Annotated in this window: 12 protein-coding genes; all 12 read left to right on the forward strand. The window is 49.0% G+C overall.

The genetic code is table 11. The features are described from left to right. The gene (cpsG, locus tag OGY07_RS04200; RefSeq protein WP_286598882.1) at positions 1-1,371 is read left to right on the forward strand and encodes a colanic acid biosynthesis phosphomannomutase CpsG; all 1,371 of its coding nucleotides are present in this window, start codon (positions 1-3) and stop codon (positions 1,369-1,371) included. A 54-nt stretch (positions 1,372-1,425) separates the two neighbouring features. Further along, a complete protein-coding gene (gene wcaJ, locus OGY07_RS04205; RefSeq protein ID WP_042284302.1) occupies positions 1,426-2,820 on the forward strand; it encodes an undecaprenyl-phosphate glucose phosphotransferase in 1,395 nt (464 codons plus the stop codon). Position 2,821: 1 nt separating this feature from the next. After that, entirely contained in the window at positions 2,822-4,300 is a 1,479-nt protein-coding gene (gene wzxC, locus OGY07_RS04210) for a colanic acid undecaprenyl disphosphate flippase WzxC (protein WP_199956723.1), read from the forward strand. Positions 4,301-4,329: 29 nt separating this feature from the next. Beyond that, positions 4,330-5,610, forward strand: coding sequence for a colanic acid biosynthesis pyruvyl transferase WcaK (gene wcaK / locus OGY07_RS04215; protein WP_211935567.1), 1,281 nt, complete (start codon positions 4,330-4,332; stop codon positions 5,608-5,610). Further along, positions 5,607-6,827, forward strand: a complete 1,221-nt coding sequence (gene wcaL / locus OGY07_RS04220; protein ID WP_199956725.1) for a colanic acid biosynthesis glycosyltransferase WcaL — start codon at positions 5,607-5,609, stop codon at positions 6,825-6,827. Before wcaK ends, wcaL begins: the two co-directional genes overlap by 4 nt. Before the next feature lie 11 nt (positions 6,828-6,838). Further along, positions 6,839-8,242: a colanic acid biosynthesis protein WcaM gene (wcaM, locus tag OGY07_RS04225; protein ID WP_286598888.1), complete on the forward strand. Its 1,404-nt coding sequence runs from the start codon at positions 6,839-6,841 to the stop codon at positions 8,240-8,242. Between the two features lie 151 nt (positions 8,243-8,393). Further along, positions 8,394-9,389 (forward strand): NAD-dependent epimerase/dehydratase family protein, encoded by a 996-nt coding sequence (locus OGY07_RS04230; protein WP_286598890.1) that lies wholly within the window; start codon positions 8,394-8,396, stop codon positions 9,387-9,389. A 236-nt stretch (positions 9,390-9,625) separates the two neighbouring features. Next, positions 9,626-10,519 (forward strand): UTP--glucose-1-phosphate uridylyltransferase GalF, encoded by an 894-nt coding sequence (gene galF / locus OGY07_RS04235; protein ID WP_042284285.1) that lies wholly within the window; start codon positions 9,626-9,628, stop codon positions 10,517-10,519. Between the two features lie 407 nt (positions 10,520-10,926). Next, positions 10,927-12,054, forward strand: coding sequence for a glycosyltransferase (locus tag OGY07_RS04240; RefSeq protein WP_286598892.1), 1,128 nt, complete (start codon positions 10,927-10,929; stop codon positions 12,052-12,054). Further along, positions 12,051-13,070: a glycosyltransferase gene (locus OGY07_RS04245; RefSeq protein WP_286598894.1), complete on the forward strand. Its 1,020-nt coding sequence runs from the start codon at positions 12,051-12,053 to the stop codon at positions 13,068-13,070. The genes OGY07_RS04240 and OGY07_RS04245 overlap by 4 nt, the downstream gene beginning before the upstream one ends. Beyond that, on the forward strand, positions 13,052-14,488 hold the full coding sequence (gene cpsB / locus OGY07_RS04250; RefSeq protein ID WP_286598896.1) for a mannose-1-phosphate guanyltransferase: 1,437 nt from the start codon (positions 13,052-13,054) through the stop codon (positions 14,486-14,488). The genes OGY07_RS04245 and cpsB overlap by 19 nt, the downstream gene beginning before the upstream one ends. A 47-nt stretch (positions 14,489-14,535) precedes the next feature. Beyond that, on the forward strand, positions 14,536-15,671 hold a 1,136-nt coding region (gene cpsG / locus OGY07_RS04255; protein WP_286598898.1), incomplete at its 3' end, for a colanic acid biosynthesis phosphomannomutase CpsG.

Genomic DNA, 15,671 nt, shown 5'->3' on the forward strand with positions numbered 1-15,671 from the left:
ATGACAAAATTAACCTGTTTCAAAGCCTACGATATTCGCGGCAGACTGGGCGAAGAATTAAACGAAGATATTGCGTGGCGGATTGGCCGCGCCTACGGCGAATTTCTCAAACCGAAAACCATTGTACTCGGCGGCGACGTGCGTCTGACCAGTGAGGCGCTGAAGCTGGCGCTGGCGAAGGGGTTACAGGACGCGGGCGTCGATGTGCTGGATATTGGCCTTTCCGGCACCGAAGAGATCTATTTCGCCACCTTCCACCTCGGCGTTGACGGTGGCATTGAAGTCACCGCCAGCCATAACCCGATGGACTACAACGGCATGAAGCTGGTGCGTGAGGGCGCGCGCCCAATCAGCGGCGACACCGGCCTGCGCGACGTCCAGCGCCTGGCGGAAGCCAATGACTTTCCGCCGGTCAATATGGATAAGCGCGGCAGCTATAAACAGATCACCCTGCGCGACGCCTATATCGATCATCTGTTTGGCTACATCAACGTCAACAACCTCACCCCGCTGAAGCTGGTGATCAACTCGGGTAACGGCGCGGCGGGTCCGGTGGTGGACGCTATTGAAGCGCGCTTTAAGGCCCGGGGCGTACCGGTGGAGTTCATCAAGGTGCATAACACCCCGGACGGCAACTTCCCGAACGGTATTCCTAATCCGCTGCTGCCGGAATGTCGCGACGATACCCGCAATGCGGTGATTGAGCACGGCGCGGACATGGGGATTGCTTTTGACGGCGACTTTGATCGCTGCTTCCTGTTCGACGAAAAAGGGCAGTTTATTGAGGGCTACTACATCGTCGGCCTGCTGGCGGAAGCGTTCCTCGAAAAACACCCGGGCGCGAAGATCATCCACGACCCGCGCCTGTCCTGGAACACTGTCGACGTGGTGAAGGCCGCAGGCGGCACGCCGGTGATGTCGAAAACCGGTCATGCGTTCATCAAAGAGCGGATGCGTGCGGAAGATGCTATTTACGGCGGCGAAATGAGCGCCCACCACTACTTCCGTGATTTCGCCTACTGCGACAGCGGGATGATCCCGTGGCTGCTGGTGGCGGAGCTGGTATGCCTGAAAGGGCAGTCGCTGGGCGAGCTGGTCCGCGACCGGATGGCGGCGTTCCCGGCGAGCGGTGAAATCAACAGCCAACTGGCGGAACCGGCGGCGGCGATCGCCCGCGTGGAGGCGTACTTCGCGAAAGAAGCGCTGTCGGTGGATCGCACTGACGGCATCAGCATGTCGTTTGCCGACTGGCGCTTTAACCTGCGTTCGTCAAACACCGAGCCGGTGGTACGCCTGAACGTCGAATCGCGCGGTGATATCCCGCTGATGGAAGCGCGAACGCGCACTCTGCTGACGCTGCTGAATCAGTAAGGTCAGGTCTTCCCTTACCCGGTCGCGGGTAAGGGGCTAATAACAGGAACAACGATGACAAATCTAAAAAAGCGCGAACGAGCGAAAACCAATGCATCGTTAATCTCTATGGTGCAACGCTTTTCAGATATCACCATCATGTTTGGCGGGCTGTGGCTGGTCTGCGAAGTGAGTGGACGGCCCTTCCTGTATATGCACCTGTTGGTGGCGCTGATTACGCTGGTTGTTTTTCAGATGCTGGGCGGCATGACCGATTTTTACCGATCCTGGCGCGGCGTCAAAATTTCCACAGAACTGACGCTCCTGCTGCAAAACTGGACGCTGAGCCTCGTTTTTTGCGCGGGTCTGGTGGCGTTTAACCAGGATTTCGATAATCGCCTGGGCACCTGGCTGGCGTGGTATCTGTTGAGCAGCATTGGCCTTGTGATCTGCCGTTCGTTTATCCGCTACGGCGCGGGCTGGCTGCGCAACCGCGGCTATAACAAACGCCTGGTGGCGGTAGCGGGCGACCTGCCAGCCGGACAGGCGCTGCTCGACAGTTTTCGCAACGAACCGTGGCTGGGCTTTGAGGTGGTCGGCGTCTATCACGACCCGAAACCGGGCGGTGTATCTTCTGACTGGGCCGGAAATTTTGAACAATTGATTGAGGATGCCAAAGCCTCACGCATCCATAACGTCTATATCGCTATGTCGATGAGCGACGGCGCGCAGGTGAAAAAGCTGGTGCGTGAACTGGCGGATACCACCTGTTCGGTGATCCTTATCCCGGACGTCTTTACCTTCAACATCCTGCATTCGCGCATTGAAGAAGTGAGCGGCGTGCCGGTGGTGCCGCTGTATGACACGCCGCTGTCGGGCATTAACCGACTGCTGAAACGCGCGGAGGATATTGTGCTCGCCTCGCTGATCCTGCTGCTGATTTCACCGGTACTGTGCGGTATCGCGCTGGCGGTGAAGCTGACCTCGCCAGGTCCGGTGATCTTCCGCCAGACCCGCTACGGTATGGACGGCAAGCCGATCAACGTGTGGAAGTTCCGTTCAATGAAGGTGATGGAAAACGACAAGGTGGTTACGCAGGCGACGCAGAACGATCCGCGCGTGACGAAAGTGGGTAATTTCCTGCGCCGCACTTCGCTTGATGAGCTGCCACAGTTTATCAATGTGCTGACTGGCGGGATGTCGATTGTCGGCCCGCGTCCACATGCGGTGGCGCACAACGAACAGTATCGACAACTGATTGAAGGCTACATGCTGCGCCACAAGGTAAAGCCAGGCATTACCGGTTGGGCGCAGATCAACGGCTGGCGCGGCGAAACCGACACGCTGGAGAAAATGGAAAAACGTGTCGAATTCGACCTGGAATACATCCGCGAATGGAGCATCTGGTTCGACATCAAAATCGTTTTTCTGACCGTTTTCAAAGGTTTCGTTAACAAAGCGGCGTATTAAGATGAGCTTACGAGAAAAAACCATCAGCGGCGCCAAATGGTCGGCCATCGCCACGGTCATTATCATCAGTCTTGGGCTGATTCAGATGACCGTGCTTGCGCGGATTATCGATAATCATCAGTTCGGCCTGCTGACCGTCTCGCTGGTCATCATCGCATTGGCAGATACCCTGTGCGACTTCGGCATTGCCAACTCGATTATCCAGCGCAAAACGATCAGTCACCTCGAGCTTACCACCCTGTACTGGCTGAACGTGGGGCTGGGGATTGTGGTGTGCGTGGCGGTATATCTGCTGAGCGATGTTATCGCGGGCGTGTTGCATAATCCGGATCTGTCGCCGCTGATAAAAACCCTTTCGCTGGTGTTTGTCGTGATCCCGCATGGGCAGCAGTTCCGCGCGCTGATGCAAAAAGAGCTGGAGTTCAACAAGATCGGTATGATCGAAACCAGCGCGGTGCTGGCGGGCTTTACTTTCACGGTAGTCAGCGCCCATTTCTGGCCGTTGGCGTTAACCGCGATTCTGGGGTATCTGGTCAACAGTGTCGTGCGCACCCTGCTGTTCGGTTATTTTGGCCGCAAGATTTATCGCCCGGGTCTGCATTTTTCCCTGAAGTCCGTCTCGTCAAACCTGCGCTTTGGCGCCTGGCTGACGGCGGACAGCATCGTCAACTACGTCAATACTAACCTTTCCACGCTGGTACTGGCGCGCATTCTCGGCGCCAGCGTCGCGGGTGGCTACAATCTGGCTTATAACGTGGCGGTGGTGCCGCCAATGAAGCTTAACCCGATCATCACCCGCGTGCTGTTTCCGGCGTTTGCCAAGATTCAGGACGACACGGAAAAGCTGCGCGTGAACTTTTACAAACTGCTGTCCGTTGTGGGAATCATTAACTTTCCGGCGCTGCTCGGGCTGATGGTGGTTTCGGATAACTTCGTGCCGCTGGTGTTTGGCGAAAAGTGGAACAGTATTATCCCGGTGCTGCAACTGCTGTGCATCGTCGGTCTGCTGCGCTCGGTGGGTAACCCGATTGGTTCCTTACTGATGGCGAAAGCGCGGGTGGATATCAGTTTTAAATTCAATGTGTTCAAAACTTTTCTCTTTATTCCGGCAATCATTATCGGCGGGCAGATGGGGGGGGCGATTGGCGTAACGCTGGGCTTCCTGCTGGTGCAGATCGTGAATACCGTACTGAGCTATTTCATCATGATTAAGCCGGTGCTCGGTTCCAGCTACCGCCAGTACATTCTGAGTCTGTGGCTGCCGTTTTATCTCTCGTTGCCCACATTTATCACCGCCTACGGCGCAGGGAAGTTATTTGACAAAGCCTTGCCGCTGTCCGGTGTCTTCACTTTACAGGTCGTGGTCGGAATAGTGAGTTTTATTTTAATGCTTATTTTTTCACGCAACGCGCTGGTCATGGAAATGAAAAGACAGTTGTTCGGCAGTGCAAGAATGAAAAAATTATTACGTGTCGGATGACAGGTAAATAAATCGATAAGAGGCAACTTATGAAATTATTAGTATTAGGCAACCACACCTGTGGGAACCGTGGTGATAGCGCCATTATGCGCGGTTTACTCGATGCCATCCGCCAACAAGAACCTGAAGTCGACATGGATGTGATGAGCCGTTTCCCGGTCAGTTCCGCCTGGTTACAGGGACGGCCAATTATTGCCGATCCGCTGTATCAACTAAGCCAGAAACAGCAGCAGATGACCGGGCTGAATGGCCGGGTCAAAAAAGTGTTGCGCCGTCGCTTTCAGCACAAAATTTTACTGGCGAAGGTTGCGCAGGAAGGATCGCTGCGTAACTTTGCGCTAGCGCCGGAATTTGCCGACTTTGCCCGGTTTATCGCCCAGTATGACGCGGTCATTCAGGTTGGTGGCTCTAACTACGTGGACCTGTACGGCCTGACCCATTTTGAGTATCCCTTATGCGCGTTTATGGCGAACAAACCGATTTATATGGTCGGCCATAGCGTCGGGCCTTTCCAGAACCCGGACTTTAATCAGTTAGCTCATTACGTTTTTGGGCGCACTGATGCGCTGATCCTGCGTGAAACGGTCAGCCGCGATTTGATGACCGCTGCCCAAATCGACACCCGTAAAGTGGAACAAGGCGTGGATACCGCATGGCTGGTAGAGCGCCGCCATGATGATTTTGTCGCCAGTTATGCGGTACAGCACTGGCTGGATGTCACCGCGCGAAGAAAAACCGTGGCCATCACCTTGCGCGATCTCGAGCCCTTCGACAAACGTCTGGGCACGACTCAGCAAGCGTATGAGCAGGCTTTTGCGGAAGTTGTGAACAGACTGATTGACGATGGCTATCAGGTGCTGGTGCTTTCAACCTGTACCAGTATTGACCGCTATAACCGCGATGACCGCATGGTGGCGCTCCGGATGGCGAAATTTGTGAAGCCATCGGCGCATTTCCATATCGCGATGGATGAACTGAACGATGTGGAACTGGGCAAGATCCTTGCTTCCTGTGTTTTGACCATCGGTACCCGTCTGCATTCCGCCATCATTTCGATGAACTTTGGCACGCCCGCTATCGCGATTAACTACGAGCACAAATCCGCCGGGATCATGCAGCAGTTAGGCCTGCCAGAGCTGGCGATTGATATTCGTCACCTGCTGAACGGGTCGCTGCAAGGCGTGGTCGCAGATACGCTGGCGCAACTGCCCGCGCTCAGTGAAAAAGTGGATAACGCCGTCACGCAGGAGCGAACCAAGGGGTTTGCCATGATTAAGTCCGTTCTCGACAGAATTCGGGAGGGGCGATGAAGGTCAGCTTTTTTCTGCTGAAATTCCCACTCTCATCAGAGACGTTTGTTCTTAATCAGATCACGGCGTTTATTGATATGGGATTTGATGTGGACATCGTCGCCCTGCAAAAAGGTGATACGCAAAACACCCATGCCGCCTGGGAAAAATACAACCTGGCGGCGAAGACCCGCTGGCTGCAGGATGAACCGCAGGGTCGGCTGGCGAAACTGCGTTACCGGGCATTGAAAACGCTGCCGGGACTGCACCGGGCGGCGACGTGGAAATCACTGAATTTCTCCCGCTATGGCGACGAATCACGCAATTTGATCCTGTCGTCTATTTGCGCGCAGGTGAGCACGCCTTTGCAGGCCGATGTGTTCATCGCGCATTTTGGCCCTGCCGGCGTAACGGCGACCAAGCTGCGTGAACTGGGGGTGATCAGGGGCAAAATTGCGACCATTTTCCACGGCATTGATATCTCCAGCCGGGAGGTTCTGAATCACTACGCCCCTGAATACCAGCAGTTGTTTCAGCGTGGCGACCTGATGCTGCCTATTAGCGACCTGTGGGCTAAGCGTCTGAAAAGCATGGGCTGCCCGGCGGAAAAAATCGCCGTCTCGCGGATGGGGGTGGACATGGCGCGCTTCAGCCATCGCCCGGTGAAAGCGCCCGGCACGCCGCTGGAGATGATCTCTGTGGCGCGTCTGACCGAGAAAAAAGGGCTGCACGTGGCGATAGAAGCCTGTCGCCAGCTCAAAGAGCAGGGCGTCGCGTTTCGTTACCGTATCCTCGGGATGGGGCCCTGGGAACGGCGTTTGCGGACGCTTATCGAACAGTATCAGCTTGATGACGTGATTGAGATGCCGGGCTTCAAACCGAGCCACGAAGTGAAGGCGATGCTCGACGAGGCGGATCTCTTTTTGCTGCCCTCCATTACTGGCGCGGATGGCGATATGGAAGGCATTCCGGTCGCGCTGATGGAGGCGATGGCGGTGGGGATCCCCGTTGTTTCCACTGTCCACAGCGGTATTCCGGAACTGGTCGAAGCCGGAAAGTCAGGCTGGCTGGTGCCGGAAAACGATGCGCAGGCGCTGGCGGCGCAGCTTGCCGGGTTTAGCCAGATCGATCGCGCAACGCTTGAGCCAGTGGTGAAGCACGCACGTGAAAAAGTTGAACACGATTTTAACCAGCAGGTGATCAACCGTCAGTTAGCCAGCCTGCTGCAAACGATGTAAAACGAGGTTGTATGCCAGAAACGACGCTCTCCCGACGCACCTTCCTGGCGGCAGGCTCTGTGCTTGCCGCGCTTCCTGCACTCCATTCTCCTTTTGCCCGCGCCGTGACCGCGGGCAACACCGTCAACATCCAGGACTATAACCCCAAAGACTGGATCGCTTCCTTCAGGCAGGCCTTTGCCGACGCACAAACCGTGCGGGTTCCGGCGGGTCTGGTTTGCGACAACATCAACGCCGCTATTTTTATTCCGCCGGGTAAGACCTTACGGGTGGAAGGGGCGTTGCGCGGCAATGGACGTGGGCGTTTTGTTCTTCAGGACAGCAGCCAGGTCACCGGTGAGAAGGGCGGCAGTTTGCACAATATCACGCTGGACATGCGCGGCTCTGACTGTGTCATCAGGGATATTGCGATGAGCGGCTTCGGCCCGGTGACGCAAATTTATATCGGTGGGAAAAAACCGCAGGTGATGCGTAATCTGGTCATCGACAACATCACCGTGACCCAGGCGAACTATGCCATCCTGCGCCAGGGTTTTCATAATCAGGTTGACGGCGCGAGGATCACCAACGGGACATTCACTGACTTACAGGGAGACGCCATTGAGTGGAATGTGGCGATTAATGACCGCAACATCCTCATTTCTGACCATGTGATTGAGCGTATTAACTGTACCAACGGCAAGATCAACTGGGGGATTGGGATTGGCCTGGCGGGCAGCACTTACGACAACACCTATCCAGAAACGCAGACGGTTAAAAATTTTGTCGTCGCCAACATCACCGGTTCCGACTGCCGCCAACTGGTACACGTCGAGAACGGCAAGCATTTTGTCATTCGCAACGTAAAGGCGAAAAATATCACCCCCGATTTCAGTAAAAAGGCCGGGATTGATAACGCAACGGTGGCTATTTATGGCTGTGATAATTTCGTCATTGATAATATCGATATGGTAAATAGCGCCGGCATGCTGATTGGCTACGGGGTGGTAAAAGGCAACTACCTGTCGATTCCGCAAAATTTTAAATTGAATAATATCCGCCTGGATAATACCCAACTTGCGTATAAACTGCGCGGAATACAAATTTCATCCGGCAACGCGACCTCGTTTGTCGCCCTCACCAACATCGACATGAAGCGGGCAACGCTGGAGTTACACAACAAGCCTCAGCACCTTTTCTTACGCAATATCAAAGTGATGCAGGAATCCACCGTTGGCCCGGCGCTGAAGATGCATTTTGACCTGCGCAAAGACGTGCGCGGTAAGTTTATGGCCAAAAACGACACCCTGCTGTCGCTGGCGAACGTTCAGGCGGTAAACGAAAAAGGCCAAAGCTCGGTTGACATTGACCGGATAAATCATCAGGTCGTGAATGTGGACGCGATTAACTTCCGGTTGCCGGAGGGGAGGGGGTAGCGCAAGCTACCATAATCTCACTGGATCTCATGTGTTAAAAGATTATAATTGCCCGATTACCGTTAAAGCTGGGGCTGGGCAGCATTGACTACTCAGGGAAGGTTCTCATCTTTATCATATGTTCTTGTTTGATAACCAGATTAAGTGATTTATGAACAATAACGTTTTGCTGATCGGGGCTTCAGGATTTGTTGGGACTCGTCTTCTGGAAACAGCAGTAGCTGACTTTAACATCAAAAATCTGGATAAGCAGCAGAGTCATTTCTATCCAGAAATCACCCAGATTGGAGATGTCCGCGATCAGCATGCGCTTGATCAGGCGCTCGCCGGTTTTGACACCATAGTGCTGCTGGCTGCAGAACATCGTGACGATGTCAGTCCAACGTCGCTTTATTATGATGTAAATGTTCAGGGAACACGTAACGTCCTTGCTGCTATGGAAAAAAATGGTGTAAAAAACATCATCTTTACCAGTTCCGTTGCGGTCTATGGATTGAACAAAAAAAATCCAGACGAAACGCACCCGCATGATCCCTTCAACCATTATGGGAAAAGTAAATGGCAAGCGGAGGAAGTGCTTCGTGAATGGCATGCAAAAGAGCCTGATGAGCGCTCTCTCACGATCATTCGTCCCACCGTCATTTTCGGCGAACGTAACCGGGGGAACGTTTACAACCTGCTTAAACAGATAGCTGGGGGTAAATTCATGATGGTAGGTTCTGGTACGAACTATAAGTCTATGGCTTACGTTGGTAACATCGTCGAATTCATCAAATACAAGCTCAAAAACGTTAAAGCTGGTTACGAAGTCTACAACTATGTGGATAAACCCGATCTCAACATGAACCAGTTGGTTACTGAGGTTGAGCAAAGTTTAGGTAAAAAAATCCCTTCAGTACATCTGCCATACCCGCTGGGTATGCTGGGGGGCTACTGTTTTGATGTGCTGAGTAAGCTTTCTGGTAAGAAATTTGCTGTCAGTTCGGTACGTGTCAAAAAGTTCTGCGCGACTACGCAATTTGATGCCACAAAAGTGCATTCATCCGGTTTTGTAGCACCTTATTCTTTGTCGCAAGGGCTGGATCGGACGCTGAAGTATGAATTTGTTCATGACAAGAAAGACGACATAACGTTTGTTTCTGAGTAATACTATAACGTTATGGTGTCGCTACCTGCGATAATTCGGAAAGCGCTTTGGTAATCATTTTAGTCAGGGTTTTCCGAGAAGTCTGAGTAAAACTGCCGCTGATGGAGTGTAGTGTTAAAAGACACTTTTGACTCGCATGTGTGACTTAAAACACAAAAGACGAGAAATGAGCCAGTTTCTGGCTATCATGTGGTTAAGGCCTATACTTTATCAGCCATTTCAGGGTAGGAAAAAGAATGACGAATTTAAAAGCAGTTATACCAGTAGCCGGGCTCGGTATGCATATGTTACCGGCAACAAAGGCCATACCAAAAGAGATGCTACCCATTGTCGACAAGCCGATGATTCAATACATCGTTGACGAGATCGTGGCTGCAGGGATCAAAGAAATCCTTCTGGTGACCCATGCGTCCAAGAACGCCGTTGAGAACCACTTCGACACCTCCTATGAATTAGAGTCACTCCTCGAGCAGCGCGTGAAACGCCAACTGCTGGCGGAAGTGCAATCCATTTGCCCCCCGGGCGTGACGATCATGAACGTCCGTCAGGCGCAGCCGCTGGGGTTGGGCCATTCCATTCTTTGTGCCCGCCCGGTGATCGGCGATAACCCGTTTGTCGTCGTCCTGCCGGACATCATCATTGATAATGCCAGTGCCGATCCGTTGCGCTATAACCTCGCAGCGATGGTGGCGCGTTTCAATGAAACCGGCCGCAGCCAGGTGCTGGCGAAACGTATGAAGGGTGACCTTTCTGAATACTCCGTCATCCAGACCAAAGAACCGCTGGATAACGAAGGTAAAGTCAGCCGCATTGTCGAATTTATTGAGAAACCGGATCAGCCGCAGACCCTGGATTCCGATCTGATGGCCGTGGGGCGTTATGTGCTTTCCGCAGATATCTGGGCAGAACTAGAGCGCACCGAACCAGGCGCCTGGGGACGTATCCAGTTGACCGACGCCATTGCAGAACTGGCGAAAAAACAGTCGGTTGACGCGATGCTGATGACCGGCGACAGCTACGACTGCGGTAAAAAAATGGGCTACATGCAAGCGTTTGTGAAGTACGGTCTGCGTAACCTGAAAGAAGGGCCGAAGTTCCGTAAGAGCATTGAGAAGTTGCTTAGCGAATAAGCTTAAAAAAACGTCATTTCGTGACGTGTAAAAACTAATAACGGCAGTAACATTCCGGTTAAGCAGTCACATTGCCAGAAATGTTTACTGCCGTTTTGCATAACTTACGGAAATGTAGAGAAATTCATATATTTAGCTACTAATATTTAGACCGTTTTTTGGATGTTTCTCCTTGTTTCTGACTTCAATTGGTAAGACAATTGGCATTTGAGTTTAAAGATTGCGGATAAAGGCAGGTTTTTATACATCTTTCGAAGAGCACAGTGCACTGGTAGCTGTAAAGCCAGGGGCGGTAGCGTTCTTAAATATTCTGTACAACATAACTTTAATACAGGGCAGCAATAAATTAATATCTAAAAGGGTTGGGTTAGAATGAAAAAAATCTTGTTTGTAAGTGCGCGTTTCCCTTGGCCTCTTATTACTGGAGATGCATTACGGGCATACAATCAGATAAAAGAACTCTCAAAAAGTTTCATTATAGATGTTTTTCTATAGAATCCCCCCCAGCTTCACGAGGTGATATAGATAAATATATTAATGTTAGCGTATCAGGTAACATTACTAAATTAAAAAAAATAAATAATATTTTTTCTTTTAACAATGAAACAGCAAAGCAATGTGCGATGTACTATGATCAGACATCGTGGCTAGAGCTCAGGAAGTTACTCATTGTCAATAAATATGATATAATAATTTTTCAACTGATACGGTTAGAGTATTTAATAAAAAAAACAATAGACCTAAGGGAAAAAAATAATCTTAATGTGAAGGTTTATTGTGATTATGTTGATGCGTTATCATTAAATATGAAAAATCGCGCAGCGACAGAAAACTTTTTGATGAGAAGGATATGTAACAATGAATCCAATAAGCTTGCCTTGGTAGAGACTAAAGTTTTTGACTTGGTTGATGAAAGCATTATCATCTCAGAGAGAGATGCAAATTATATTGGGAAATCCGGTTTTCAGATAGTTCCGAATGGGGTGAATATACCAATAATAAACTATAACGAAAGAAAGGATAAAGATAATAATTTAATTAATTTGGCTTTCTGGGGCAATATGAGTTATTATCCAAATGTCAAGGCTGCTCTTTATTTAGCTGAGCTATTAAAAAAACTGAAATTTGGAAAATATAAACTTCATATTATTGGTGCTAATCCTAGTAAAAAAATAAAAGCGCTTGATGCACAAAGTGGAATTAAGATTCACGGTTATGTTAAAGATTTGAACGGATTATTGAGAACCATGGATTTGGCAGTATTTCCTATATTTGATGGTTCTGGATTACAGAATAAAGTTCTTGAAGCATTTGCTCTGCAAATTCCCGTAATCACCACTAATATTGTCTTGGATTCTATGCCAAAATTAAGAGCATACGCCATGGAAGCAAAAAATAAGGAGGATTTTATCCATTATATCGAATCATTTTCCCCCGCTCAGAATATGCCTCACTTAAGAAATAGTAGTGCTTTACAAGTTCTAAAAGAGCATTATAATTGGAATGTTATAATAAATTTATTGGGATCTATATGAAGAAAGTTTTGTTATTTAATTTTTATAAAGGAATATTATATCGGGGTATTCCAATTTACTCTTCTAATTTAAATGTTGCGTTTCAAAAAAACGAATGTTTAGTAAATGAATGGAGTTGTCCTTCTTATCTCAATAAATTGCCACGTATTATTCTTGATTTGTTGTTTATTTTATGCGAGCAAATTATAATACCATTTCTCAGTTATTTTGGACGTTATGATAAAGTAATATATCCATATAACTCTTGTTCCATTTTGTCTGCTTTTACAAATAAAAGCCTTTTAATAATACATGATTTTATCCCTAATAAAAAAGCTAATAAAAAGTTAAGTTTATCAGCTTTATATATAGTTATAACCCAACATATACATGCTTTCTTCGGCAGAGACGTAGCTTTTGTCTCAGCAACTACGAAAAGAATTGGTGAAAATGTTTCATGGTTAAAAAAATGTACATTTTATCTTTTTCCTAATTCTTTTTACCTTCTTGAGGAGAGATTAAAAGAAACAGGTTTTTCGAGCATTAATAGTTTACCATACACAGTCTTAATTTCTGGAAATGGTACTAATAAAAATTTTTTTAACGCAATGGAGTTATGGAAAAACTGTGGATTTTGCAATTCTCATCACTTAAAAGTTATCGGGCTAGGTGGACATATAGAATGGGCAAGTAGCATTCTCAATTCTCTCAATATTAAAAATGTAAGTATACTTCCAGTTCTTACTGATGATGAACTTCTTTTAGAAATAAAAAATTGCTCTTTAATGTGGGCGCATTCAATTCACGAAGGATTTGGCCGTCCAGTTATTGAGGGAAGACTTTGTGGAAAGAACGTTCTTGCTTCAAACATTTCTGCATTCAGAGAGCATAAGGATAAAAGTGTATACTTATATAATAATCAAAACTTTTGTGAGAATTATCATTTAGCCTTTACATCAGATGATACATTTGATTATAAAATTAAGTATCATATAATTTTAGAGGAACAAATAGAAAAATGGTTAAAGAAACATTAATACCTATTATAATGGCCGGTGGAAGTGGCAGTCGTTTGTGGCCATTATCGAGAGAACTTTATCCAAAACAGTTTCTTTGTTTACAAAATAATTTATCTATGCTTCAATCGACAATTGCTCGATTAGATGGTATTGATCATACGAATCCAGTAGTTATCTGTAATGAAAAACATCGTTTTATTGTTGCTGAACAATTGCTTCAGGTGAAACAACTAACTAATAATATTATATTAGAACCAGTAGGACGCAACACAGCTCCAGCCGTAGCACTTGCTGCGTTGATCGCTAAAAATAACTACTCAGAAGAAGATCCATTGTTATTAATTTTAGCAGCTGACCATGTTTTTGCTAATGAAAGTATGTTCCGTGATTCGGTTAATAAGGCAATCCCTTTTGCACAAAGTGGAAAGCTTGTGACTTTCGGTATTGTTCCTGACAAAGCAGAAACTGGTTACGGTTATATCCGTCGGGGAAATGTATTACTGGATAAAGATGGTAACACAGCATTTGAAGTAGAACAATTTATTGAAAAACCGAAGTTGGAAATTGCTCAGGAATATTTAGCTAGCGGCGATTATTATTGGAACAGTGGTATGTTTCTTTTTCGCGCCAGTCGTTATCTGGAAGAATTAAAAAAATATCGTCCTGATATATTATTAGCATGTGAGAAATCAATATCAAATCTTAATATGGATCTTGACTTTATCAGAATTAAAGAAGATGAGTTCCATGCCTGCCCAGATGAATCAATTGATTACGCTGTGATGGAGCATACTTCTGATGCTGTTGTTGTGCCCATGGATGCGGGATGGAGTGATGTGGGATCTTGGTCATCTTTGTGGGAGATTAGCGAGCATACTGCTGAGGGCAATGTTTGTCATGGTGACATCATCTGCCATAAGACCGAAAATAGCTATATCTATGCCGAGTCAGGGTTGGTTACTACCGTCGGAGTGAAAGATCTGGTCGTTGTGCAGACTAAAGATGCAGTACTGATTGTTGATCGCTGCGCAGTACAGGATGTCAAAAAAGTGGTTGAATTGCTTAAATCTAATGGGCGTAATGAACATCGTGTACACAGAGAAATTTACCGACCTTGGGGCAAATATGACTCTATCGACGCCGGTGACCGCTACCAGGTGAAACGCATTACTGTCAAACCCGGCGAAGGGTTGTCAATGCAGATGCACCACCATCGCGCTGAGCACTGGGTGGTGGTAGCAGGCACTGCCAAAGTCACCGTAAATGGGGAAGTTAGGCTGTTGAGCGAAAATGAGTCTGTTTATATTCCTTTGGGCACAACACACTGTTTGGAAAATCCCGGTAAAATTCCACTCGACCTAATTGAAGTGCGTTCTGGATCTTACCTTGAAGAGGATGATGTGGTGCGTTTTCAGGACCGGTATGGACGAAAATAAGACCTATGACTATCTCCGAAATATTAAATAAAAATTAAGTGGAATATATGACAAAATTAACCTGTTTCAAAGCCTACGATATTCGCGGCAGACTGGGCGAAGAATTAAACGAAGATATTGCGTGGCGGATTGGCCGCGCCTACGGCGAATTTCTCAAACCGAAAACCATTGTACTCGGCGGCGACGTGCGTCTGACCAGTGAGGCGCTGAAGCTGGCGCTGGCGAAGGGGTTACAGGACGCGGGCGTCGATGTGCTGGATATTGGCCTTTCCGGCACCGAAGAGATCTATTTCGCCACCTTCCACCTCGGCGTTGACGGTGGCATTGAAGTCACCGCCAGCCATAACCCGATGGACTACAACGGCATGAAGCTGGTGCGTGAGGGCGCGCGCCCAATCAGCGGCGACACCGGCCTGCGCGACGTCCAGCGCCTGGCGGAAGCCAATGACTTTCCGCCGGTCAATATGGATAAGCGCGGCAGCTATAAACAGATCACCCTGCGCGACGCCTATATCGATCATCTGTTTGGCTACATCAACGTCAACAACCTCACCCCGCTGAAGCTGGTGATCAACTCGGGTAACGGCGCGGCGGGTCCGGTGGTGGACGCTATTGAAGCGCGCTTTAAGGCCCGGGGCGTACCGGTGGAGTTCATCAAGGTGCATAACACCCCGGACGGCAACTTCCCGAACGGTATTCCTAATCCGCTGCTGCCGGAATGTCGCGACGATACCCGCAATGCGGTGATTGAGCACGGCGCGGACATGGGGATTGCTTTTGACGGCGACTTTGATCGCTGCTTCCTGTTCGACGAAAAAGGGCAGTTTATTGAGGGCTACTACATCGTCGGCCTGCTGGCGGAAGCGTTCCTCGAAAAACACCCGGGCGCGAAGATCATCCACGACCCGCGCCTGTCCTGGAACACTGTCGACGTGGTGAAGGCCGCAGGCGGCACGCCGGTGATGTCGAAAACCGGTCATGCGTTCATCAAAGAGCGGATGCGTGCGGAAGATGCTATTTACGGCGGCGAAATGAGCGCCCACCACTACTTCCGTGATTTCGCCTACTGCGACAGCGGGATGATCCCGTGGCTGCTGGTGGCGGAGCTGGTATGCCTGAAAGGGCAGTCGCTGGGCGAGCTGGTCCGCGACCGGATGGCGGCGTTCCCGGCGAGCGGTGAAAT

It is taken from the genome of Citrobacter sp. Cs237, assembly GCF_030332325.1.
Taxonomy (GTDB): Bacteria; Pseudomonadota; Gammaproteobacteria; order Enterobacterales; family Enterobacteriaceae; genus Citrobacter_A; species Citrobacter_A sedlakii.